Below are 25,440 nucleotides of genomic sequence, written 5' to 3'. Positions count from 1 at the left end.
CGAGGCAGCGGACAATTCCGTGCCTCGCTCATGCAGTGTCATGAATTTGCCGCAGAGCGTCATGGGATGACGCCCCCCAAAGGCCGGTAGGACATGCCCGCCCGGCACGATCCCGAGATGCGCGCGGCAGGCGTTTCCCCATGACGAACGCGCGCAATCCCCATGTTGCGGCCCGCATCGGTCACGTCCTAGAATGGTCGAAACCTTACGTTTTCCTGAAGACGCGCCTCGGGAGCCACCATGACTGAACGCCAGCCGGAAGGGCCAAGGATCAGGCTGCTCGATCTGATCGACGCAATGCGCAAGCTGCGCCGTGCGCTTCGTCACGACGATCGCCGCCGCGCCATCGTCACCGACGCACGGGGCGCAGCGCTCGCCATTCTCGCCGATGACGGCGCCTTCGTATCGGTCAATCGCAGCACCGCCGCGCTGTTCGGATACAAGAGCGCCGAACTCGTTGGACGGCCGCTGCGCGACCTGGCACCCGACGACACCCAAGTCGCGCTGGCGGACGAACTCTCCGCGAGCGCCGCGCTCGAGCATCATTCGTTCACGGCGATGCTCGGCGGGCGAAGCGGCCATCCCGCGCAATTCGTCATACATCGGCAGGCACTGCCCGGCACCCGGATGTGGCTGACGCTGTTCGAGGAATCGCCGATGCCCGAGCCCGCACGACGCGGCGACGCGGCCAACGATGCGGGCGTGCATGCGTGCCACACGTATCTGCTGATGGGCCAGCAGAAGGAGCGGCATCGGCTCGCCGCGGAATTGCACGACGGGCTCGGCCAGGCGCTGACGCTCGTCAAGCTGATGAATGAGGACGCGCTCATGCGGCTTCGTCGCGGCGAGATCGCCGACGCGACGGCACTGCTCGACGTCGCCGTGCTGCGGATTCGCGAAACGATCGGCGAAGTGCGCCAGATCTGCGGCGAACTGAAGCCGCCGATGCTCGACAGGCTCGGCCTGCCGGCCGCGCTCGCGTCGCTGTGCCGCCGGATCGAGCGTGACGCGAGCCAGCTGTCGGTCGAGTTCAATTGCGACGTCGACGACGACGAGATTCCCGAGCATCTGAAAGCGGACATGTTCCGGGTCGCGCAGGAGGCGCTGCACAACGTCGTCAAGCATGCGCAGGCCACCGAAATCATGCTCGGCCTGCAACACGATGCCGGTGGGCTGCTGCTGACGATCGACGACAACGGCGTCGGCTACGAGCGCCATCCGCTCGCGACGGACGACGCACGCGCGGCGGGTCTCGGGCTGATCGGCATGCAGCACCGCATCGAGTCGCACGGCGGCACGTTCGGGATCCAGTCGTCCGCCACGACGGGCACGCGCGTCTGCGCAACCTGGCCGCTCTGATACCGGCAACGCTCAGCGCTTCGCGCCGCCGGCGGGATAGTCGTCCAGCCGCGCGACGGCGTCGGGCACCTGCACGCCGTCGACGGCCGGCCTGGCCGGCACGTCGGCCACATCCGTTTCCGCGCATTTCGCCGCGAGCGTGGTCAACAGCCCCATGTTCATCGCGACGAGCACCAGTTCCGTCAGGTTCGCGAGATGGAGCTTGTGCATCATGCTCGCCCGGTACTTCTCGATCGTCTTCGGGCTCAGGCTCAGGTACTGACCGACCTGCCGGTTCGTGCGCCCTTCCGCGATCAGCTTCAGCACGCTGCGTTCGCGCGCGGTCAGGATGTCCCACGCCTTCTTGGGCGCGGGCGTTTCGCGGCCGGTCACGAACGAGTCGACCATGTAGCCGTACACATCCGCGCTCAGGTGCCGCTTTCCCTGCATGACCATGCGCATCGCGAGCAGCAATTCGTCGAACGAAACGTCCTTGAGCACGTAGCCTTCGACGCCTGCACGCAGCGCCTCGCGCACGTACTCCTCGTTCTGATGCACGGTGAGCACGACGATGCGGATCGTCGGCGCACGCCGCTTGATCGTCGCACTCGCATCGATACCGTTCATCCCCCGCATCGACAGGTCCATCAGGATCAGGTCCGGAGCGAGCGTCATGGCCAGGTGGCACGCTTCCTTGCCGTCGCGCGCTTCGCCGACGACTTCGTAGTCGCCTTGCGCGGAAAGCATCGACCGTAGCCCGTTTCGCAGCAGATCGTGATCCTCTGCGATCATCACGCGACATTTTGTATTCACGGCTTCCCCCAAGTTTTCCGCGCTTGCACCACGTCGGATCTCGACGCCTCGTTTGCACGGTGCCGGACATGTTCTTGTTGCCTTGTCCGGTCTGGCAACCTGTCTCGCGAACGACGGGTCGCACCCGTGTTCAGTGCAAGGATCGGGCCAGCGCGCCGCGCGCGAGCGTCCGCGACGGACACGCACTCGCCGAAACGTGGCGCACTGGCGGGAATGTTTCAGGGCTGAATCGAATTGACTGCGTGCGTCCCATCAGTAGGACTACGGATGGCGGGACTCCCCGATCGTTTACCGCACGCAGGAAACAAATCATTCTGCAACGGCGCGGGCAGTGAGCAGAAACCAACTGTTCCGCGTAAGAATCGTCAACTTCGCCCGTCGACCGGGTATTACCGGCGATTTCTTTTGTAACAGTTTTGCATCGCCGCGCAGGGTGCCGCTTGCGGTATCGAAGTGTAGGAGGTCGCCCCATTGCCGATCCGATGTACCCGCAACGACAATGCAGATGCAGGAGGCCAGAAAGATGCACAGCCGCCCTTCATCCGTATTGGGAACAGCGCTCGTTGCCGCATGCGCGGGATTCGGCTCGGTGTGGTCGTGCACCGCGCACGCGCAGATCTTCGGCACGGTGGCGAGCAATGGCACCATCGTCCTGACCAACGAGCCCGGCACGGCCAATCTGAAAGTGATCGTCGCCGCCGAAAGGCCGAGCGCACCGGAAGCGAAGCGCGCCGCGCCGAAATCGGCGATCGCGTCGTCATTGGCGGACGTCATCGCCGAGGCAAGCCGGTCGTTCAACATTCCGCCCGAGCTCCTTCGCGCGGTGATCGACGTCGAATCGGGATACAACCCGAAGGCCGTCTCGGACAAAGGCGCGCTCGGGCTCATGCAATTGATGCCGGAAACGGCGCGGCGCTTCGCCGGCGTCGACATGTTCGATCCGCGCGACAACGTGCTGACCGGCGCGCGGTATCTGCGCTTCCTGCTCGACCTGTTCAAGGAGAACGTCGAGCTCACGCTCGCTGCCTACAATGCCGGGGAGAATGCCGTGATTCGGGCAGGTTATCGCATTCCGTCGATGCCGCAGACGCGCGAGTACGTGCCTCGCGTCCTGGCGCGCTACAAACGGCTGCTCGCCGCGAGTTGAAACGCCGGCGCCGGCCGGCGCGACACCGGCCGACGGGGCAAGCGGCGATCACGGAAACGCCGGGATGGTCGGATCTTCGCCCTGCAGATGCGCATCCGTGTGATGAAGCTTGATCGCGTCTTCGATCTCGTGAACGCGGTCGGTCGGAACGTCGATCATCATCAGCAATTCACCGTGCTCGATGCCGTCCTCGAAGCGCTTCAGGCGCGTGCTCGGCACGTCGACGCCGATCATCGTCGCCACCCATGCGCCGAAGGCCGCGCCGAACAGCGTGATCGCCACGACGACGCCGCCGCCGATGTGCAAACCATCGGGCGGGAACACCATCAGGAGCAGCCCGAGCAGCATGCCGGTCCCGAAGCCGACGGCGGTGCCGCGCGCGAGCGACGGCAGCAGGTCGCTGCGCTGCGCGAGCGTCGCCTCCGGCAACCCGTCGCGCATCACGGCGTGATTCGCGAGGCAATGGATATGTCGCCACTCGATTCGCATCGACAGCAACTCGCCGACGATCGACTGCGCGCATTGCGTCGTCGGCAACAGGAAATAGACGCGTCTCATGGCTCCTCCTACGTCACCGCGCAATGCGGCGATACGCCCTTGAAACATTCTGGTTCGGCGCGCATCCGGCTTGTAGTGGTAATGCTCGCCAAAGTGCATGGGTAGAACACGGTAGGCGCCGCCGTGCGCGCGTCAGAGCCGCCCGTAGCTGTGCAGCCCGGACAGGAACATGTTGACGCCGAGGAACGCAAAGGTCGTCACGAGCAGGCCCGTGAGCGCCCACCATGCGGCCACCGTACCGCGCAGGCCCTTCATCAGGCGCATGTGCAGCCACGCCGCGTAGTTCAACCACACGATCAGCGCCCAGGTTTCCTTCGGGTCCCAGCTCCAGTAGCCGCCCCATGCTTCGGCGGCCCACAGCGCGCCGAGGATCGTCGCGATCGTGAAGAACGCGAAACCGACCGCGATCGACTTGACCATCACGTCGTGGAGCACGTCGAGCGTCGGCAGGCGATCCGCGAGCACGCCGCGCTCCTTCATCAGGTACGCAACCGACACCATCGCCGACAGCGCGAAGCTGCCGTAGCCGATGAAGTTCGCCGGCACGTGGATCTTCATCCACCAGCTTTGCAGCGCCGGTACGAGCGGCTGGATCTGCTGCGCGTCGCGCGCGACCGAGTACCACATCAGGAAGCCGACGGCCGCGCTGATCACCAGCAGCACGAACGCGCCGAGCGCGCGCGTGCCGTAGTGGCCTTCGTAATACAGATACAGCAGCGCGGTGATCAGGCTGAACAGGACGAACACCTCATACAGGTTCGACACCGGAATGTGCCCGACGTCCGCCCCGATCAGGTAGGACTCGTACCAGCGCACCATCAGGCCGGTGAAGCCCATCAGCACGGCGACCCACGTGAGCTTCTGTCCGATCGCGGAACCCGACGCCGAGCGCGCGAGCAAGCCGATCCAGTAGAAGATCGTCGCGAGCACGAACAGCGCGCTCATCCACAGGATCGCGGACTGGCTCGACAGGAAGTACTTGAGGAAGAACGCCGAATCGGCGCGCGCGAGATCGCCCTGGTAGATCCGGATCGACAGCAGCGCCAGCACGGCGATCGATGCCATCATCAGCCGCGCGGGCTTCCAGCGCCAGCCGAGCGCGATGAGCGCCGGCACGGTGCCGATCATCACCGCCTTGTCGTAGTCATCCATGCGCGCGTGGTAGTGCACGAGCGCATGGCCCGCGCCCACCACGAGCGCCAGGGCGAACAGCCAGTCGACGACCGACAGGCGCGCGAGGAACGAACGATCGTCGCCCGGCTCGCGCGAGCGAACCGCGGCCGGCGCACGAAGTCGCCGATGCAGCGACGCGGCGACGGACGCCATGCTGCCGCGCGGGGTTTGAATGGCCTTCATGTGCTTCACCGGAATGGAACTGCCAGTTTTAAAAGAAGGTGCCCCGCCCCGGGGAAGACGAGACACCCAAATGGTCGCCGCCGGCGCCGTTCGTCTGTCCGCTGCGCGGCACCCGCCGCATGCGACGCCGATTCAGCGGCGCGTGTTCATTGCTCGGCCGCCGGGCTCGCCGGTGCGCCGGCTTCCAGCGGAAACGCCTCGACGTATGCCGCGACGGCGCGCATGTCCTGCTCGCTCATGTTCGCGCACACCGACTTCATGACAGCGCCGCGCGGCCGCGTGTCGGTTTCCCGGAAAACCCTCAGTTGCTTCAGCACGTAGTCCGCGTGCTGGCCGGCGAGCCGCGGGAACCGGCTCATGCCCTCGCCATGCTGGCCATGACACCCGACACAGGCCGACACGCCCTTGTCGGGCAGCCCCGACACGAAGATCGCCTTGCCCGCATCGAGCAGCGCGTGATCGTCGGACGCGCCGAGGACCGGCGGCTGGCCCGAAAAATAGTCGGCGATCTCGTCGATCTGCGCATCGGTCAGATGCGTGAATCCCCACATGTAGCGCTTCGCATTCGGATCGGCGCGCGCGTGATGCTTGAAGTCGGTCAACTGATCGACGAGATATTCCTTGCGCTGTCCGGCGAGTTTCGGAAACATCGGCGACACCGACACGCCGGTCGCGCCGTGGCAGTTCGAGCACACCTGCAGCGCGATGGTCCTGCCCGAGACGGCCGGATTGTCGACTTCCCGCGACCGCTCCAGGTCATGACAACCCGATGCCGCCAGCACCAGCGCAAGCCAAGCGAAATGGGTCACCTTGTTCATGTCAGCGCTCTCCCTGCCGTAATGTCCGCTGCCCCGCCCGATGTCAGAACGAAGCGAGCCATAGATAGATGAACAACGTATCGTTGTCCCTCGCATTGCGTCCGTTGCCGTCGTAGTTGGTCGTCGCGCCGAGGTACTTGGTGAAATGCGTGTACTGGATGCCGACGCGCACGTGTTGATCCGGCATCCAGAATATTTCCGGCGTCCAGCCCTGCGTATTCGGATGGAAGTTCGCACTCGCCGCATAGGCAGTACTGTCCGCGGTGCCCGTCGTGTTGAAGAACGACAGGCTGACGCCGTACTTGGCCTGGTAGACGTACGACGCCTTGAGCCGCAGCGAATTCAGGTTCGCGGACGTGTTGTCGCTCACGATGAAATTGTTCGGATCGTGAATGTTCTCCCGCACGTAGCGCGCCTGCGCGGTGATCGTGTGCGGCTCGAGCAAGTATTCGTATTGCGCGTCGAGACCATAGTCGCGAAAACGCGTGACGCCGGTTCCGAAAATCGGGAAATTGTTCGCGTCGTTCGGGTAGATGTCGACGCTGAAGCCGAATGCGCCGACCATCACGCTATGCGGGCCCCAATCGTGGGTCAGCGCGATGCGCGCATACGGGTTGTAGCCGCGCAGATAGATCTGCGGGTGATTCGGATTCCCTTCGTTGTTCCCGTGGCTCAGGAACGACCAGATGCCGTCCGCGGTGCTGTAGGTGGTCAGCTCCGCGTACAGCAGGCTGTTCCAGTACAAGTAGGCGCCGGTGCCGACCGCCTGAGTCGCGAGCGACCCGCTTTCGAGCACGGGCAGGTTCGGGATCTTCGCCACCGGGCTGATGGTCGAGGAAATGTACGGGTAACCCCATGCCGGCGCGGTGTTGAATACGTCCTGCACGGTCGGGTTGTTGTGCACCGTCAAGCCGACGATCAGGTCGTTCGCCGACGACATGATCCGGTCGACGAAGCGGAAGTCGGTATTGTCGGACGTCCAGTGGCCTTTCCATCGCCCGTCCCCGTCCTGATGATCGTGGGCGATGTAGGTGAACTGCGCGAAGCCGCCGAGATGGTCGGTGATCTTCCCGGCGAGGAACACGCTCGCGAAGTCGAAGATCGGCAGGCCGTCCTTGGGGTTGATCGGCGCGCCGCTGGAATCGCTGTTGTAGCGCGTCTTGCTCAGGTCGCCGATCGCCATCGCGGCAAGCGGAATCGTGCGTTCGCCGAACGTGTAGCCGTTCAGCTTGAACTCGCGCCCGTACGGCGTGAGTTCCGGAAACTGTCCGCCGGCATGGCACGCGACGCAGCTCTGCCCGGTCTGGCGCGCGAAGATCGGCAACGCGTGCGCGACGGGCAATTGCAGCAACGCGAGCACCGCGAGCGCGGCCAGCCAGCCGCGACGCGCCCGGCGATGTCGAACATCATGGCCGGCCAGGAACGTAGTCATGACGGTTTCCCTCCCCGCATCGTATGCCGCGATGCTCCGGCGCGACATCGCCATGTCGCACGATGTCTCCAGTGTGCGATGCGCGCATCGAAACCGACATGGGGCGACTCCCTCCATACGCAGCCTGTTTCCTACTCCATCCGAAGGCGCGCGACTGCTCAGGGAACGATCCAGTCTCCGTCGGCGGAGATCTTCGTGCGGTCCGGCCCGGCGAACCGGACGATATAGCCGCCCTTCGACGCGAAGCGCTGCCCGGTCGCGAGCGTCAGGCGCGGGTAGTAGCCGGTCAGGATGCGGCGTTCGAGCATGTCCTGGATGCGCTCGACGAGATACTCGCGCACGAACGCGTCGACGACGTGGCTCAGCGTCTCGGCGAGCAGGCCGCACGCGAGATAGGTATCCGCCTGCACCTGCGGCGCGACCATCGGAATCTTCCGGATCGTGAACCAGCCGAACGCGTAGTCGACGCGCACGCGCCGCCCCTCCGGCAAGTCGAACGGATAGGCAACGCGCGTGACGGCGCGCCAGCTCGTCGGCAGCGGCGTGCTGTCGAGCCCGCCGAGCAGCCCCGACATGAACACGGTGTCCACCGCCGGCGGCACATGCTCGAGCGCCGCGAGATCGGGCGGCCTCAGCCACAGCACGAGCACATCGTCGCGCGGCATCCCGCGCAACGCGCGCGCGACGCCGTCGTGCGGTGCAAGCGCATGATTCGACACCGCGATGCCGCGCGCCTTCAGCGCGGCGGCGAGCGCCTGTGCGCCGCGCTCGCCGTTGTCGCCCGCGCGATAGACTTGCCTGACCGTCTTCACCGGCCGCGCGCCGACTTCGTCCAGCACGCGCTTCGCGATCAGGTCCGACTCGAGCAGCACGCCGCGCGAGAAGTACACCGAGTAGAAATCGTGCTCGGCTTCGACCGGCACCTCGACGTTCGGAAAGAGGCAGGGCACGGCCTGCGCCTCGCAGAAGTCGTGAACGGGCGCCCAGTTCCTGCCGCCGAGCCCCGACACCACGGCCAGCACCGGCTGCCGGGCGAGAAACTGCGTCAACTGCGCGCGCCACGTGTCCGGCGGACCGTTCAGTTCCCACACGTGCAGTTCCCAGCGGCGATTGACCATGAACATCATTTTTCGCGTGGAACGCAGCGGCGGCGTCGTGCCGAACGGAAACGCGTTCTTGTCCGCGAAGTAGTGCTGCAGGACGTCGAGCATGCCCGCCCGCTTCACCGGGTCCGCGTCCGGCGTGACGATCGTCGCGAAATGCAGCACCGTGTCGGTCACGCCCGACGGCGTGCGGCGATCGAGACGCTTCAGATAGCCGGTCAGCGCGGCCATGTCGGCGTCGCCGAGCGCGTATTGCGGCATCAGTCTGCCGAGCGGCCTGCCCTCCGGATCGATTCCGTCACGCACGGCGCGCGCGAGCCGTTCTTCCGTGTACGGCTCGCGATCGGCGCGCATGCCGGGAACGTACGGGATATCGAGATCCTCGGCGGTCTGCGCGCGCGGATGCACCAGGTAGCGCCACGTGATCGGCGGAATGATGTTGTTGCCCTCCTTCGAGCCCAGCCCGCTGCGCCGATGGCAATTGATGCAGGCAGCAGCGGCGCCTTGCAGGCGCACGCCGTCCTGATGCACGGCTTCGAGCGGCGCACCGGAACCGAGGATGCCACGCTGGAAGATGGCTTCTCCCGCGTCCGCGGGCACGACGGGTGCCGCCGGCTCGCCGCCGATCGCGTGGCCCGCGCTTGCGCACAAAGCGGCCAGCACCAGCCACCGCGCCAGCCGCCCGCGCGAGGCCGGCGGCCACGCCGCCGCGAGGGCGCGCGCTCGCCCCGGATGCCGTTCATGGCCGTGCCGTCGGCCGGGCTACGCCCGGCGGGGCCGCCGACACGCGCGCATCGATCGACGCCGCACGGCGTCCGCCCGGCGACACGGGCCGGCCGAAGAGCGCATCGTCGAGCGGCGGATTCAGCGACACCTTGTCGATGATCAGCGTGTCCTTGGTCGGCGAGGCTGCCGTTCCGCTCTCGATCCTGAGCGGGATTTGCAGGCCGTCGATGAGCTTGAAGTTGCCGTAGTTCACCTCCACCGTGAGCGGGCCGCTCGGCCCGCGCACCTGGCGGTCGGCCTTCACGTCCAGGAAACTCCGCCCGTCGATCCACACATGCCGTACCGCGCCGGACGGCAACTTCACCGCCAGGCGGTACGCATCGTGCCCGCCGATCGGGTCGACGCCCTCCAGCGTCACGCCGATGCCCTTCGCATCGTGGTCGAACAGCGGGCCGTCGATCACCTGCTCGTCGCGCGCGGACATCAGCTCGCCCGGCGTATACGGCCGCACGCCGGCGCTGCCGCTCGCGGCCTGTTTCCAGCCTTCGCGGCCATCGAACACGCGCACGGCCTTCTGGTTGAGCACGGTGATCTCGAAGCGCGTCTTGTTCGGGCGCTTCATCGCCAGGATGAACGGCATGCTGCGCACCGGCGCGTTCGGGCTGTCCACATGGCCCGACCAGACCATCGTCTGGACCTTGCGCCACGCGTCGAGCCCGCCTCTCGCCGCGATGTTCTTCTCGACGATCTGGTCCACGCCGAGGCCCTGCCCCGGCAATTGCTCGCACCCGCACAAGGCCGCCATCGCGCAGCCGGCGAGCACCCACGATCCGATCCGTCCCATGGCCGTCACCTCGTCCGGGTCTCGGCCGGGTGACTCGGCGCCTTCGCGAAGGTGAGCGGCGGCTTGCCGAACATCGCGTCGTCGGCCGGCTCGTTGAGCGCGACATGCTCGATCGTGATCCGGTGCGCGCCCTTGACGCCGCTCACGACGGTCTCGAGCGTGTGCGGCATGACGAGGCCGTTCTCCTTCCTGTAGTCGCGATAGAACACGGCGACGCTGTGCGTCTTGCCGTCCAGCACGCGCGGCTCGCCGTCGATCTTCAGTTCGAGAAAGCTCGACGCGTCGACCCACAGGCGGCGCGTCGCGCCCTCCTTCGACGTCAGCTTCAGCACATACGCGCGATGCCCTTCCACCTGCTCCGTGCCGAGCGCCTGGATCGTGGTGCCCTTGGCCGCGTAATCGATCAGCGGCCCGTCGAGCTCGGCCGATGACGCGGCGGACTTGAGTTGCGCCGGCGTATACGGCTCGACGTCGTTGCGGCCGAGGTACGGCCGGACCAGCCAGCCCTGCGCGCCGTCGTACACCTGCAGCGCCGTTTGCTGCTCGAACTGGATCTCGAGCCGGCTCTTGCGCGGACGCTTCAACGTCAGCGTGAACGGCAGCCTGACGTTCTTCGTGCCGCCCGCATCGAGCTGCCCCGTCATCCTGATCGACGACACCGCCCGCCACGCCTGCAGCCCGCCGTTGGCCGCCGCATTGCGCTCGGCGATCTGCGCCGCGTCCATGTGCGACGCCGACGCCTCCTGCGCATTCCCCGCCGCCGAGGCCGCGGATGCGACCTGGCTGCAAGTCAACAAGCCGGCGGCACACGCCGCCGAAATCGACTTGAAAAGAAACCGGTTCATGACTGCTCTCCCCGCATGCAGGCCGCCCGTTGCCGATGCGCGACGACATGCGCATGTATGTGATTTACTCGACCACCAGCCCGTCGATGTGCAGCGAATCGATCAGGATGCTGACCCGTTCGCCGCGCTTGATCGGCCCTCCCTTGTTGGAAAACACCATCCAGTATTCGCGTCCGGTCTCGAGCTGACCGGTCTGCCGCAGCGCGCCGATCTGGTCCATCACCGGAATCACGAGCATCGCGTGGCTCGTTTCGCCGTACAGGTAGACGGTCGCTTTCGTGTCGCCGAGCAGCCGCGCCTTGTCGGGATCGGTCACGCGGTAGCTGAAACGGATCAGGTTGCCGGACGCGGTGCTGCGCACGTGCAAGTTGTCGATGCCTTTCGCCATCTGGTAATAGGCCTTCGCCTGCCGCGGCAGGCTCACCGGCAGGTAAGGCGAGTGCCGGGCGGCCGCGGGGCCGGCCGGCGCATCCTGCCCGGCCGCGGCCGGCTGCGGCCGGACCGCGGCGAGGCAGGCAGCGCCCGCGAGCAGCAGCATCGATGCCGCACGGACGGCCGCCCGTTTCATTGCATCGCTCCCGTGAGGGGCGCGGGCAGCGCCTGCGCCGGGGTCGGCGCCGGCAGCCGCACGGGCGGCAGCGCGCGGGTCTGCGCAGGCGTCTGCCCGGGCGTCTGCGTGCGGGCGCGCGGCGTCGTCCGGGTCGGGGCCTGCAGCAGCGCACCCGATTGCGGCCGCGCCAGCGCCGGAGACTGCGCCAACGCGCCGGTCGGCAGCGGCCGGGTCACCGGCGAAGCCAGCCGCGCCCCTGCAAGCGGCCGCCTCAGCGCCGGCGCCGTGATCGGCGGCAGCGGCGCGTTACGGCTGAAGATGGCCGGGATTCCGCCGATGCCCGGGATGCCGCCGACACCCGGGATGCCACCGCCGCCCGGAATTCCGCCGCCACCCGGGATTCCACCGCCGCCCGGAATTCCGCCGACACCCGGGATTCCGCCACCGCCCGGAATGCCGCCACCGCCCGGAATGCCGCCGCCGCCCGGAATTCCACCGCCGCCAGGAATTCCACCGCCGCCCGGAATTCCACCGCCGCCCGGAATTCCGCCGACACCCGGGATGCCACCGCCGCCCGGGATGCCGCCACCGCCCGGAATTCCGCCGCCTCCAGGGATAAGTGCTGCCAGGCCGGTCGGCTGGCTCCCCAGTGACAGCGGGTCGATCGGCGTACCGCCACCGAGCAGGCCGCCGAGCAGGCCGGGCGCCACGTACTCGACCGCGCCGATGTCGTAGCCGTTGGCTTGCGGCCGCGGCGTGCCGAAGATGTCGTGATTCGGCGCGCCGTTCGCGGTAGCCGCCCCGATCGCCGGCGACGTGCCCTTGATCGAGTAGTTGCCCATCATCACGTTGTAGCCGGCACTGCCCGGCTGGAGCGCCTCGTTGGACAGCGACAGCGGCCCGTACGACATGTTGATCCACTGGTTGCCCTCATCGGGCGTGGCCGACGGCATCAGCCCGAACAACGGGTTCGGCAACACCGCGTCGGCGATCCCGGGCGGCACGGCAAAGCCGTTCCCGCCGGCTTCCGGCGGCACGCGCGAGCCGTTGCAGTACTGGCTGGTCGTCTGCGGGTCCGCTGCCTTGTTGGTCGCGGCGTAGCCCGCCGTGCTGGTCATGATCGAGTACTGCGGATTCATGGTCAGCCCGGACTGGTGATTGGCCGGCCCGGTGTCGCCGTACGCGCCGATGTCCCAGTAGAACGGCGGGGTCGCACCGCCCGTCACGCAGAAGCCGGTCGATTGCCCTTTCTGGTTCAGGACCGGGTTCAGCGTGACCGCGTTCTGCACGCCGGGTATGTTCGGGTTCGGCTGCGAACTCACCGAGATGTAGAACGAGCGGTTTTGCCAGAACAGGTTGTTGCTCAGCACCGGATTCGAGAACTTCGTGCAGTTCGGCGCGTTCGCGGGACAGGTGACTTGCCCCGTGAAACCCGCGGGCGGGACGAACGCCGCCATCAGGTTCTGCGTATGCGTCGTCGTCTCCAGTCCGGCCGGCTGCTGCGTCGATGTCTCGATGAAACTCGTGCAGGTCGATTCCGCGCTGGTCGTGCTGCTCGTGCATCCCGGCGGCGCCACGTTCGACTGCGCCGCGGCCGGCGTATTGAAGAGCACGCCCGCCGACGCCGTCGCATCGTTCGCGATCACCGTGTTGTTGATGAAGCTGACGCGCACCGCATCCTGCAGCGACACGCCGCCGCCCGACCAGCCGGCCACGTTGTCCGCGATGATGTTGTTGATCACGCGCACCTGGTACCAGTTGTTCGGATTGCCGAGATTGCGTTGCACGTCCGTGCCGTTGACGTTCTGCAGCCGCAGCCCGCCGCCCTTCCCGCTTTCCGCCGTGTTGCCCATGATCAGGTTGCCGTCGATCACGAGATTCGGGCCGATGCCGTCGGACAGTTGCGGCGCGCAATCGACGTCGACGGTCGAGTTCTCGCAGAACGTGCCGTCGGGCGGCACCCCCTGCGCGATGATCCCGCCGCCGTATGTCGGCAACGTCGGGTTGTTGCTCTGGTTGAACAGCACCACGTTGTGCGACAGGTCGCCGTTGTAGCTGAACCCGAAGTGCGCGACGCCGCCGCCGTCACCGCTGCTCATGTTGCCGCAGACCCAGTTGTAGTTGAAGCGGTAGTAGTCGGCGCCCGAGCACAGGGTCACGCCGCCGGCCGAAGACGGCGTGGTCGAGTTGATCTCGTCGCCATACGACGCGTTTGCCGTGACGGCGTTGTGGTGCACGTTGACGAACGTGTTGTACATGAACGGCAACTGCGTCACGCCGTCCGCGGCGATGTTGCCGTCCGGCACTTCCACCTGGCCGACCGTGATGCCGCCCGACAGCGTGCCGGCATTGCCGGTCACGCGGTTGTTCGATACCTCCGTGTAGTGGTTCCAGCCGTGCAGGAAGATCCCGCCGCCGCCCTGCGAGCTGTTGGTGACCGTGATCCCGTCGATGCGCGACGGGTTGCACAGGAAGTTGCCGTAGTTCGGGTTGTTCGGGTCCGTCGTGCAGTCGTGCGCGGTGAGCATCGTGCAGATCCCGTTCGCGGTGCAGTTCGTGCTCGGCTGCACGCCCTTGGCCAGCACCGTGATGCCTGCGCCTTCATACGCGCCCAGCAGCGACGGCTCGATCAGCAGCTCGCCCAGGTTGCCGTTCTGATTGCTGTCCCAGCCGACGGTCGGCTCGAACGGAATCGGATCCACGTGCCCCTGCATCTGCGCCGGGCACTGGTAGGTGCCTGACGGATCGTACGGGTTGTTGGTCGACGAGATCGGCTTCGTCGGGTCGTACGTGGCCGAAATCAGCCCGCCGTCCAGCGACGTGCCGAACAGGCACGCGATCAGCCTGCGCCACGGATCGAGCTTGCCGGACGGATGCGTATTCGCATTGATCGTCACCGACGCGGCGCCCACGCCTTGCAGCCGGATCGGCTTCCACATCACCAGCATCTCGTTGTACGTGCCCGGACCGACGACGATCATGTCGCCCGCGCTCGCATTGTTGATCGCCGTCTGCAGCGCATTGCTCGCGCCGTTCTCGCCGCTCACGTAGGTCGGCGCCTTGCCGCCGATCGTCACCGTGACCGCGTCGATCGACCGCTTGCCGTTGCCGGCCGTGATCACGAGCTCGCCGCACTGCGTCGCGGGTGCGCCCATCTGCTGGATCGTGCAGGTCGACGGCACCTTCAGCGACGGGAGCGACGGAAGGCTCAGGTCCGGTGCGAGCACCACGATCTTCGAGTCGCTCCACGACACGACCGGCGCAGTGACGCCCGCGATCGTGACCGAGCCGTTACCCTGCGACGCGCCGAAGCCGTAGTGGCGCGTGATGAACTTCTGGTTGAACGGCGCCGCGGTCTGGCTCGGCCCCGTATACGCGTGGTTCACCACCTGCTGGTCGCCCAGCGCATTGATCGTCAGTTGCCTGCCGGGCGCGCTGACCCACGGGCCCGCGCCGGCGCCGATCGCATCGCCGGTCACGCTCGAGATCGCCGGCGTCGCATCCGGATACGCGCAGTCGGGCTGGTTATAGCCGTCCGCGAAGGACTGCACCGGCACCACCGGCGTATCCATGTACTGCGTCTGTCCGGGCATGAACGGAATCTCGTAACAGAACTGGCTGTATGCCGGGTTGTACAGCGGATCGGCAATCGTCTTGCCGGGGTGCTGCGGATCGGGGATCGGGCCAGGATCGTTCATGCAGGCGACCATCATCGTCGGCGCATAACCGGTCGGGTTCGGCGGGTTCACTTCCCAGGTCGAGAACGTCAGTCCGTTGTAGATGCCCCATTGATCCGTATAGGTGCGCGAGGTTTCGTTGCCGGAGAAATCCTTGAACGAGATCGGCACGTTCGGCACTGCGAACTTCTCGCCGAACTGCGGCGAATACGGGTCGAACTCCGACGAGAAGTCGTCGAGCATGAAGCCCGTGTAGTGCGCCGCGACGTGCGTCGAGCTGAAAATCCAGAACTTCGCGAGCACCGATTCCTCGTCGGTGAGCATCACCTCCTTGCGATCGCACAGATGCCGGGAAGCGCCCGCGAACGGTGCGACTTCCTTCGATCCCGGGAACAGGCTGATGTAGTCCGGCACGATGCGCAACTCGCCGACGCACGGCCAGAACCGCTCGACGCTGCCGGTGTCGCCTTCGGCATGCGGCGTCGAACCGAGGTTCGTGGTCGGGTTCTGCGGGTTGTTCTTGTTGTACGTCGAATTCACCGCGGCCTGGTCGGGCAGGATGAAGACCGCGCCGATGCCGGCGAACTGCTGCGTCACGGGCGCGATGTAGTTGTCGCCGATCAGGATGTTCTTGTCTTCCTCCTTCACCAGTTCGTAGCCCGGCGGCACGATGATCTCGACCACGTACTTGCCGGCAGGCAGCATCGGCGTGCCGTCGACGGGGTTCTTCCCGACACAGATCGTGCAGTTCGACGCGACCGGCTTGCCGTTCGCATCCGTCGCGGTCACGCTCGGGAACTTGTACATCCCGTCATACGGCGCCGGCTGGATCTGGTTGAACGCATGCATGCCGTCGTAGCACTTGTACTGCGCGTTCGCGGGCAGCTGGCGATGCTGCGGATCGAGCCAGTTGGTGCTGTTCTTCAGCGTGAAGTAGAACGGGTCGTTCGGATCCTGGCCCGGGCAGTTCATGTTCGGCGTCACGCCGTCCGCGCGGAAGCCCTGCGCCCAGTCGTCCCAGCTCGCCGTCTTGGTCGTGTCCACCAGCGTCAGGTTGGTCGTGCCGTCCGTGGCCGTGCCCTCCTGGTACAGGTTGACCGTGACGTTCGGCACGTTGGGGGTCCACTTCGTGTGGATCAGCAGCGTCGGATCGTCGAACGGCCGCGTCGACGCGTAGATCACCTCGCCGCGTATCCCGCCGTTCTCGCCCTTCGCGAACGGCGTCTTGCCGTACTCGATGAACGAGTTCTGGCCGGAGAAGCCCTGCCATGCCTCCGTGGTCACCCAGGGCGGATCGACCCGCCCGGTCGAACCGCTGCCGGTCGACGCGCAATCCGCGTCCGCGCAATACCGGGCGCCCGGCACATGCAGGTTCGACGGCAGCGGCACGGTTTCTGTCGTGTTCGCGAAGTTCGCGGCCACCGTCGAGTGCCCGCTGCCGGCAGAGTTGGTGCCGTCCACCGGGCCGCCCGCGTCGTACACCACGTGCGTGCCGGTCGGCTTGAAGCGCGTCAGGTCGTCGTCGACCACATACCAGTTGAACAGCGGAAACACTTCGTTGAACGGCGCGTAGCCATTGCCGTCGGTCGCATTGAAGTTCGAGAAGCTGCCGTCGCGGAACCGCATGTTGACCGACGCCAGCGCGATGCCGGGGTCGTCCGGATGCGAGACGCCGTCGCCGTGCAGGTCGATGAAGGTCCGCGTATAGAGGTTCGTATGCCACTGCAGCACCGCCAGGTCGCCGACGTCGACCGTCGTGCTCCCGTTGGCCGCGGGCAACTGGACCGCCTTGGCCAGCCCGTCGACGATCTGGTCGTTCCACTGATCGAACACGGTGATGCGCGTCGTGCCGCTCGGCAGCCCGCTGATCGTGAACCGGCCCTGGCTGTCGCATTTCGTGAAGCCGTAGTCCTCGCTGTCCGGATCGCCGACGCTCACATAGCATTGCGAGAACGCCAGCGAATCGCGCGAACCGCTGCTGTACAGGTTCTCGTTCGGCGGGCGGCTGTAGTGCAGGTTCGTCACGCGGCCCGTGAGCGTGTTCGGGCACGGGCCGGTGTCGCAAATCCCGGTCTTGGCCGCGTTGGTCCTGCGCGCGTTGATGATCTTCGGATTCGCGAAGCCGATCGACACGTGGTAGCCGGCCGGCCCGAACTCCTGGAAGTAAGCGGGGCCGCCGACCTTGATGAACGCGTCGTGCGCCTTCTGTCCGTCGAGCGTGTTGGTCTGCAGCCATTCCTCGCCGCGGCCGATCCGGTCGGCCGCCGGCGTCGCGATCACGCCGTAGCGGCCCGGCATCAGGTTGGCGATGATGGCCTGGCCGACGAGCGGCGACAGCGTCTTGCCGTCCGATTCGTATTTCGGGCAGGTCGGAATCATGCCGACCAGGCCGTCGGTCGCCGTCGAGATCGGGCACGCATTGAGCCCGGTGAGCGGATCGATGGTGCCCTGCAGCGAATTCGACAGCGGCATGTTGAACATGTCGTAGGTCATCTGTCCGGTCGGGTCGCCGGTGCCGCCCGCATCGTCCCAGAGCTTGATCTCGAATCCGCCGAGGCCCGGCTCGCGCGCGGTGCCGAATCCGTCGGACCCGCCGCTGACGTCCACTTCGCCGTTCAGCGGCGCGTCGTCCTCGAACACGAACACCGACAGCTTCGCGGTCTGGTACGGCGTTTCCGTCAGCAGCACGTTGAGCTGTCCGGCCTGTCCCGCACCGGTCTGTCCGGCCTTCGCCGCCGCGATCTGCGCGGGCGCGATCGGCGAGCCGCCCATGCTGTGGCCGCACTTGCCGGTGCCCGGCGCGAAGTCCGCGCCGCTCGGGCCCGACGGGCAGTCGAGCGCGATGCTGAATTGCCGCTTGCCGTCGGGCGACACGCCGCCGCCGTTCGTGAACGTGTTGCCGGCGTCGCCGGGCAGGATCGAGATGTAGTAGTGCTTGGCCGGATCGAGCGCCACGTACTTCGGATCGACCGGCGTCTGTTGCGATACGTTCGTGCCCGTGCGGCACGCGCCGTTGCCGACGTCGCACACGGTCGGCAGGTGCGTGTTGGACACCGGGTCGTACACGGTTTGCCCGGATTCACATGCGACGGGGCCGACGCAGCCCGACGCCACCACCGGCATGTAGCTCGTATGGAAGTTCGTGCCGAGGCTCGGGACCGGCAGCGGCGGGCAGTTCGCCGGCCTTCCCGTCGCGGAATTCACCTGGCAGGCCGGATCGATCTGCATCGTGCGGTCTTCCTCGATGATCCAGCGATAGTCGGTGAGCTTGACCGCCTTGTTCGGCGCGGTCGCATCCGGCGCCATGCTCGGCGCGTCCATCACGTTCACGACCAGCCCGCTGCCGGGATTGAACGTCACGGTCACCGTCCCTGCATTCGCGCTCGTCTGCATCTGCGTGTTGGTGACCTTGTACTGGAACGTCATCGTCTGCGCGGCCGCACCGCTGCCGACCCGCGGCGTCGTCGGCACCGCGGTAAACGAGCCGTCCGGATTCAGCGTCACGGTGCCGTTCGTCGCGCTCGACGCGACGATTTGCGCGGTGAGCGGCAACCCGGCCGGATCGCTCGCGCTGGCGAGCACGCCGGGCGCGCCGACCTGGATCTGCGACGCGATGTTGCTCGCGAAACTCGCATTGCCGGCCGTCGGGACCGACAGGCACTTGTTGCTCGTGGTGCAGGCGGTCAACGTCACCTTCGCCGTGACCGGCGGCGTGCCGTTGGTCGATTGATAGACGAAGCTGTCGTTCGCCGTGCTGCTCGACAGATACGTGAACGTACCGTCCGTGTTCAACGTGAGCGTGCCGCTCGCGGGCGGTGTCTGGACCTTCACGCCGTACACGCCGGAGTCGTTCGCGATCACGCCCTTGGCCGGATCCGACACGCTCAGCGTCGTGCCCGGCACGAAGTAGTAGTTCGCGCCCGCGGCGGTCGGCGTTTCGCCGATGCCGGCGGTCGCCGACGGTTGGGCGTTGTTCACCGCGATGTAGCCTTGCATCCCGCCATCGCGCATGTTGTTGGTCGACAGGCTCAACTGCCGGTCGTACACCGGCATCGCCCCCGCGGCCGGCGCGTTCAGCATCAGGTCGTAGGTCTTGCCGGCCGCCATGAACACGGCATTCTGGATGCGCGCGGCGCCGGGAATCACGTTGCCGTCCTCGGCGATCAGCGTGAAGCCGGGAACGGACGGATTGCCCGTTTGCGCGCCGACCACGGCCGGAACGTGCATGCGCAGCCCGGCATTCACCAGGCGCACGAGCACCTGCCCGGTCGACGGCGGCACCGTCGCGCTCGGCGGGAAGGCCGACGCGTTCGGGTTGGTGCGATCGAAGGCCACGCCGTTGATCAGGTAGTAGCGCGGATCGTAGTTCACCACCGGCGGATAGCAGGTGCCGAACGTGACCGACTTCGAGTCGCCGCAGCCGCCGGGCTGGCCCGACCACGCGGCGGTTTCGCTGAAGCCCTTGGTCGCCACGGCTGCGGCAACGGCGGCGTTCTGCACCGGATCGATCTCGCTCATCACGAGCGGCACGTCGGCGTCATAGCAGGACACCGAATTCGGATAGGCCTGTTTCGTCGATGCGCACGTCGAGCTGGGGACGCTCGGGCTCTTCACCACCAGCACCCCGTAGAGGCCCATCGGCCCCTGGATCGACGGGTGCGTGCCCGACTCGAGCAGGTACGTGCCGGGCTTGAGATTGGTCCACGTGAGCGTCGTGTGCGATTTCGGATCGGTCGACGGCGCCACCTCGGTCCCGAACGACTGCACGCGCGGCCCCTGTGCGGGCGGCACGAACGATGCCATCGGCGCGGTCGAGGTCGCCGTGACGGTCGGCCAGCTCGTGGCCGTCTGCGTCGGATGGACCGGGCTCGGCGTGGTCGTCGGCTTGTCGCCCAGACCGCCGCCCAGCTGGCCGACGATGACGAGCGAGGTCGGCACGGGCGCAGGCAGGTTGTTCGTCAGGTTGATCTGCAGCTGCCCGGCCGGCACGGTGACGACCACCGGCGACCAGTTCGCGCCGGCGGCCGGATTCGCCGCCGCGCAGGTCGCATTCGCGGCCGGCACCGTCGCCACGGCAGCCGGCGTGCAGCTGTAGCCCCACATCGGCACGGCCTGCCCGTCCGGCATCATCGCCGTGGACGCCTTCGCCGTCAGATTGACGACCGCTTGCGCGAAACAGGCTTCGCCTGCCGTCAGCAAGATGGATGCCGCGACCCCCGCCTTGAACAGATCAAGGAGCGTCGCCGTGAGCTTGGTGGATCTCATCGTCTTTCTCCCCACCCCTAATTGGATTCGTCGATCGGAAATACCGGAGGATCAACGAGCATCATCATCATCATTCCGCCCGGGAAGATGTTGTTCGTCGTGATCTCGCGCTCGTTATGCGAGTGCCACATGAACGCGAAGCCTGCTTCCGTCGCCGGCGGGTTCAGGATCGTGTTGCTGGGCGGCGACGTGCCGGTCGGCGCCGTCGCACGCACGGTCGCGTCCGGCCCGAGATACGGACTGCCGCCATACCAGAAACCGTTCGTCAGGATGTTCGAGTCCGGCAACGTGACCGGCCCGCCGCTGGCGACCTTGCCGAACGGCGCCTTCTCGAGCGCCTTGCCGTGGTCCTGGCACCACTCGTAGTAGTTCGGCGCGCTGCGCGGCGCCGGCGGGTTCGACGCCGTCGTGTAGTAGCCGTTCGCGTCAGGCACGCACACCGAGCCGTCGCCCGGGTAGTGCGCGTAGACGTCCCAGTTCAGGCCCTTGCCGGTCCAGTAGAAGATCCCGTCGAGGGTGGTGCCCGGCGTCGTGGTGGTCGTGAACAGCAGCGGGCCGGCCGGCAGCCGCGGGTTCGCCGGGTGGCTCGGGTCGACCGGGCTGAGCAACAGGTTGCCGTCGCGCGCGAGCACGCGCACGTGATTGCCGTGCTCGTGGAACGGATGCTGCCAGCGGCCGGTGCCGATGATCCGCAGCAGCACCAGTTCGCCCGGATGCATGTGCGGGTTGCCGTTGTACGGCTGGTGCGGGTACTGCGGCGCGTAGTTCGGATCCATGTCGTCCGGCATCGAGCGGCCGTTGACCATGAAATACGCCGGGTGATAAGGCTCGGTCTCGACCGTCATGCAGCCGGTCGGCTTCGTGCACGACGTATTGGCCGCGACCTGCTGCTCCGCCTGCTGATGGATGCGCGGATCCATTTCGGAGAACTGAAAAAGATACTCACGGTCATAGCAGGCGGCGCTGTTGTCGAATGCCGCCACTGCGTTGCGGAAATCGCGCTGGCCGAACGGCCTGCCCGAATCCGGCAGCGCCATGCAGCCCGCCGTGTTGGCTGCCGTGTTCGGCAGCACGATGATCGCGCCGTACAGCCCCATCTCGATCTGCAGGTCGCCCTGCGTGCCGCTGTAGTACGTATGCGTGCCGGGCGTCGCCGCGACGAACGTGTAGGTGACCGTCGCGCCGTGCTGCGCTTCCTGCGCCAGCAGCCCCGCCACGCCGGAGGTGCCGGTGCAGGTCTTGCCGTCCGGGCTCAGGGTGCCCGTGCACACGACGAAGCCGGGAAACAGCATCGACGTGTTGCCGGCCGCCGCCGGCAGGTTGTTGGTCAGGGTCACGGTGATGATGTCGCCCTGCCTGACGATCAGCGTCGGGCCCGGAATCTGCATCGTCGGACAGGTCGCGCCGGTAATCGTCGACGGCGAGAAGACGAGCGGCGTCGCGCTGGTCGCCGCGCAGCCGTAGCCCCACGAATAGACGCTCGTGCCGTCCGGCTGGGTGATGCGCGCTTCCTGGGCCGTGAGGTTGAAGACCTTGCCGGTGATGCCCGGCGCGGCGGCGTGCGCGTGCACCGACAGCAACGCGGCGAGCGTCGCGACACCGACGCGTGCGAGCCGTCCGAGACGGGCGAGCGTCGCGGTCCAGGCATGATGAGTGATGTGTCCCACGGCTTTTCTCCTCAGGGCAGGACTTCCCGGCCGGGGCCCGCCCGATGATGCGGGCGGCCCCTGGTCATCAAAGAGTGCAATGCTTCGTGACCGGGTCCACGGCGCTGCAGATGTGGACCTCGGTCATCAGGCCGCCGAAGTTCTCCTGATCGTTCGACAGGTGATCGAGGTTCGGCGTGTACAGATAGAAAATCTGGCCCGAGTGGTACTTCGTCTTGTCGCTCGCGTCGAGAATCAGGTCGAGCGACTCGCCGCCTCCGAGCGTGATCGAGTTCGTGTCGTAGGCCATGTTGTTGCCGGCCATGTCGCGCAACATGCGGGCATTGAGCGCGATCACGTGCATCGGGATGCCGAGCGACGCCAGCGTCTGGTATTCGGTCACGTCGAGATCCGAGATCCGCAACAGCGCGCGGCCGCCGGCCGGAATGTTGACCAGCGTCGGCAGCGGTTGCGACGGATGCATCGCACTGTCGGACGCGGGCGTCGACATCGCCCCTGCGGTCACCGTGTCCGGATAGCTGCGGCCGTTCAGCAGGAAGAACTTGTCCTTCATGTCGGTGAACGGCTCGGGATTGAACGTCATGCCGACGAAGTGGAAGTTCGGATCGAAGCCATGGATCTGGATCGGATACTCGACGTCGTACGCGGTCGAGCCGTCGCCGTCGTTGTACGCGTAGAGCGACAGCGTCTCGGGCGTGGTCGCCGGAATGTTGGCGTTGGCCGCCCGCACGAGGCCGTTGTTCTGCGGCGGCAGCGGCGTCGAGCACAGGATGTCGTTGCCGCAGCGCGTGCGCAGGTCCGACTGCTGCGTCACCAGCGCCTCGTACAGCGACACGCCCTTCGGCACCCGGTCCTGGCGCGGCCGCACGTAGATCTGGCCGACCATGCCCATCTGCAGGTGCTCCGGTGGCGTGATGTGGCAATGCCAGAAATAGGTGCCCGCATCCGGCGCGAGATAGTAGTACGTGAAGCTCGCGCCGATGTTGATCGCGACCGACGCGTCCGGCACGCCGTCATAGAACGACGACGCGTTCGGATAGCCGTGGAAGTGCACCGTATGCTTCTCGAACAGGTCCGGGCGCATGATCATCCCGACGTTCGTGAGCGTGAGGAAGAACTCGTCGTCCTCGTCGATCGCCATCATCGGCGCGGGCTGGTTGCCGTTCATCACGCCGATGTCCATGATCGGGCGCGGATCGACGTGGCCGGTCAGCGCGCCGCCGGCATCCGGATCGGGCGCGAGGCCGACCGCGCCGTTGTAGGTCGGGTCCGTCCTGGGGTCGCCGACGGTGTTGAACACCGACGCGAGCTCCGTGCCCGGCAGCCCGGCCTTCACGTCCGCGAGCCCGGACAGCGGGCCGAACGCGAACAGGTAGGTCTGCACGCCGTTGGCCATCGTCGCGTAGCCGTCGCCGCCCGAGATCTGCTGGCACTTGATCGCGCCGTTCACCGCGCCGGTCGACGTGGAATTCTGGCCGGTATAGGTCGGCTTCGTGTAAGCGGGTTCGCCGACACCGGGCGCCAGCGCGGTCGGGTGCGACGGCGTGGTGAACGGGCACTGGACCCGGAACGACTGGGCGAACGAGGGAACGGCGCACATCAGGAGCAACAGTGCCGCCACACTGCTGCAACACGCGCGGGTACTGAACATATGACCTCCATCCAAGGGGTCAACCAGCGATACGGGCTGGGCGTCATGCTGTGCTGCGGACGCGGGCCGGCGAAGTCTTCGCATCGGCCCGTATCTGGATTCTGCAGATGTGCGCGTCCGGCCGGGATGGGTCACCCCCCTACTTTTGCATAGGGGGGCTCCGGCACCCGCAGGGGCAACATGCTCCGCACGGATGGACGTGCGACGTTCGGGCAGACTCGCCCGGGCACGGGAGGGGGCCGATGCAACGCGCACGACGACCGTCGACCGGCGACGTATTGCCGGAATTTTCCCGATAGCAGAAATTAATTAAAATCGCGGGGGCAGGCGGTGGATCGTGCAGGACGCGGCAAGCGGTGCCGGCCCCGATGCAACGAAGCGGCGGGCTTTCGATCGCGGCAAACCGGGCGGTCGCCGGAAAACGGGCAAAAAAAAGCGCCACGGAGACCGTGGCGCTAAAAAAGTTCTAGCCATTCCGAGGGCCGTGCTAGAACCTGAGAGACTGCGCGAAACATCGTTGCCGGTTAAACTCTTGAAACGATGTTTCGAAAACGTGAGACATTCTTTCCGTTTCCGCCCGACAAGTCAAGCGGTATTTGCACCGATTCATGCACTTTCTGGCAACGCTCAGTTGAGCGTTTTCCTAATAAACCAAGGGTGAACCCGTAAAATATCATCCGATGACCGGTTCACCAGCGGAACATGCATCCTTTGACAATAGTCCTACAATTCCAACAAAATTGAAATCGAGTTTCGGAATTAGAGAGAATCCCTCGTGTCGACAACTGTAACCCCTCCCGCGTCGCGGGACCGTGAATCGTCGCCCGACGAGATCACCGCCCTCGCCCGCGGCCTTGCCGTGCTGCGCCGCATCGCGGCGGCCGACGCGCCCGTCAGCAACCGCGAGCTGACCGAACTGACCGGCATCCCGAAGCCGACCGTTTCGCGCATCACCGCGACGCTCGTCAGCGCCGGCTTCCTGTTCCAGTTGCCCGACAGCGAGCGCTTCGTGCTCACCGCGTCGGTGCTCGAGCTGAGCCACGGCTTCCTGCGCAACTTCGACATCCGCGCGCGTTCGCGGCCGTTCATGATCGAGCTGGCCGAACGCACGTCGCTGTCCGTGCACCTCGCGGTACGCGACCGGCTCGACATGGTCGCGATCGACGTGATCCGTCCACGCTCGGCCGTGCTCGTCACGCGCCTCGAGATCGGCTCGCGGATGGACATCGCGCGCACCGCGGTCGGCCGCGCGTACCTCGCCGCACTCGAGGACGACGAACGCCGCCTGCTGCTCGAGTCGCTGCGCACCACGGCGGGCGACGACTGGCCGCATGTGTCCGCCCGCCTGACCCCCGCGCTGGACGATGCGATGCGCGACGGCCACGCGATCGCGATCGGCGAATGGCGCGAGGGCCTGAATGCCGTCGCGGCCGGTTTCGTCGGTCCGTCGGGCCAGCGCTATTCGGTGAATTGCGGAGGCGCGTCGCACCAGTGCCCGCCCGAATGGCTCAACGAACACGTGGTACCCGCGCTGCACGAATGCATCGCGAAAATCACCCGCGAGATCGGCGGCGCACCGGCCCGTCGCATCGGCGTGTAATCGTTTCGTCATCGTACTGTCGCGTTCTGTAACGACCGTAACCCGTTGAA

The 25,440-nt window shown here is 66.6% G+C and carries 15 protein-coding genes; 3 read left to right on the top strand and 12 right to left on the bottom strand.

Features of this window, described 5'->3' with window-relative positions; genetic code table 11:
• The first annotated feature begins 240 nt into the window (after positions 1–240).
• Complete coding sequence (locus LXE91_RS10965; protein WP_039357628.1) at positions 241–1,359, top strand: sensor histidine kinase; 1,119 nt, start codon at positions 241–243, stop codon at positions 1,357–1,359.
• Positions 1,360–1,371: 12 nt separating this feature from the next.
• Here LXE91_RS10965 and LXE91_RS10960 read toward each other — a convergent pair whose 3' ends face one another.
• Positions 1,372–2,151: a response regulator gene (locus LXE91_RS10960; RefSeq protein ID WP_039357627.1), complete on the bottom strand. Its 780-nt coding sequence runs from the start codon at positions 2,149–2,151 to the stop codon at positions 1,372–1,374.
• A 523-nt stretch (positions 2,152–2,674) separates the two neighbouring features.
• Here LXE91_RS10960 and LXE91_RS10955 point away from each other — a divergent pair.
• Complete coding sequence (locus LXE91_RS10955) at positions 2,675–3,298, top strand: lytic transglycosylase domain-containing protein (protein WP_039357624.1); 624 nt, start codon at positions 2,675–2,677, stop codon at positions 3,296–3,298.
• A 48-nt stretch (positions 3,299–3,346) separates the two neighbouring features.
• Here LXE91_RS10955 and LXE91_RS10950 read toward each other — a convergent pair whose 3' ends face one another.
• From LXE91_RS10950 to LXE91_RS10900, 11 genes are all read right to left on the bottom strand, one after another.
• A complete protein-coding gene (locus LXE91_RS10950) occupies positions 3,347–3,856 on the bottom strand; it encodes a hypothetical protein (RefSeq protein WP_039357621.1) in 510 nt (169 codons plus the stop codon).
• A gap of 132 nt (positions 3,857–3,988) precedes the next feature.
• Complete coding sequence (gene ccsB, locus LXE91_RS10945) at positions 3,989–5,212, bottom strand: c-type cytochrome biogenesis protein CcsB (protein ID WP_391527319.1); 1,224 nt, start codon at positions 5,210–5,212, stop codon at positions 3,989–3,991.
• Positions 5,213–5,358: 146 nt separating this feature from the next.
• Positions 5,359–6,030 (bottom strand): c-type cytochrome, encoded by a 672-nt coding sequence (locus tag LXE91_RS10940; RefSeq protein ID WP_039348192.1) that lies wholly within the window; start codon positions 6,028–6,030, stop codon positions 5,359–5,361.
• Positions 6,031–6,073: 43 nt separating this feature from the next.
• Positions 6,074–7,462, bottom strand: coding sequence for a hypothetical protein (locus LXE91_RS10935; RefSeq protein WP_039348458.1), 1,389 nt, complete (start codon positions 7,460–7,462; stop codon positions 6,074–6,076).
• A gap of 158 nt (positions 7,463–7,620) precedes the next feature.
• Complete coding sequence (locus tag LXE91_RS10930) at positions 7,621–9,228, bottom strand: c-type cytochrome (protein WP_423191621.1); 1,608 nt, start codon at positions 9,226–9,228, stop codon at positions 7,621–7,623.
• Between the two features lie 76 nt (positions 9,229–9,304).
• Positions 9,305–10,135: a LolA-like protein gene (locus LXE91_RS10925; RefSeq protein ID WP_039348198.1), complete on the bottom strand. Its 831-nt coding sequence runs from the start codon at positions 10,133–10,135 to the stop codon at positions 9,305–9,307.
• A 5-nt stretch (positions 10,136–10,140) separates the two neighbouring features.
• On the bottom strand, positions 10,141–10,980 hold the full coding sequence (locus LXE91_RS10920; RefSeq protein WP_046543654.1) for a LolA-like protein: 840 nt from the start codon (positions 10,978–10,980) through the stop codon (positions 10,141–10,143).
• Between the two features lie 64 nt (positions 10,981–11,044).
• Positions 11,045–11,548 carry a hypothetical protein gene (locus tag LXE91_RS10915; RefSeq protein ID WP_039348204.1) on the bottom strand — a complete coding sequence of 168 codons (504 nt, stop codon included), beginning with the start codon at positions 11,546–11,548 and terminating at the stop codon, positions 11,045–11,047.
• Positions 11,545–20,472, bottom strand: a complete 8,928-nt coding sequence (locus LXE91_RS10910; protein ID WP_223274330.1) for a choice-of-anchor Q domain-containing protein — start codon at positions 20,470–20,472, stop codon at positions 11,545–11,547. The genes LXE91_RS10915 and LXE91_RS10910 overlap by 4 nt, the downstream gene beginning before the upstream one ends.
• A gap of 17 nt (positions 20,473–20,489) precedes the next feature.
• Positions 20,490–22,139 carry a multicopper oxidase domain-containing protein gene (locus tag LXE91_RS10905; RefSeq protein ID WP_039348207.1) on the bottom strand — a complete coding sequence of 550 codons (1,650 nt, stop codon included), beginning with the start codon at positions 22,137–22,139 and terminating at the stop codon, positions 20,490–20,492.
• Between the two features lie 67 nt (positions 22,140–22,206).
• Complete coding sequence (locus tag LXE91_RS10900) at positions 22,207–23,790, bottom strand: multicopper oxidase domain-containing protein (RefSeq protein ID WP_039348209.1); 1,584 nt, start codon at positions 23,788–23,790, stop codon at positions 22,207–22,209.
• Positions 23,791–24,565: 775 nt separating this feature from the next.
• Between LXE91_RS10900 and LXE91_RS10895 the strand changes: the two genes are divergently transcribed.
• Positions 24,566–25,390 carry an IclR family transcriptional regulator gene (locus LXE91_RS10895; RefSeq protein ID WP_039348211.1) on the top strand — a complete coding sequence of 275 codons (825 nt, stop codon included), beginning with the start codon at positions 24,566–24,568 and terminating at the stop codon, positions 25,388–25,390.
• The last annotated feature ends 50 nt before the right edge of the window (positions 25,391–25,440 follow it).

The sequence above is a fragment of the Burkholderia contaminans genome, assembly GCF_029633825.1.
In the GTDB taxonomy this organism is placed as follows: Bacteria; Pseudomonadota; Gammaproteobacteria; order Burkholderiales; family Burkholderiaceae; genus Burkholderia; species Burkholderia contaminans.
Note: the sequence above shows the minus strand (reverse complement) of the source record. Positions and strands in the feature narration are given on the sequence as shown.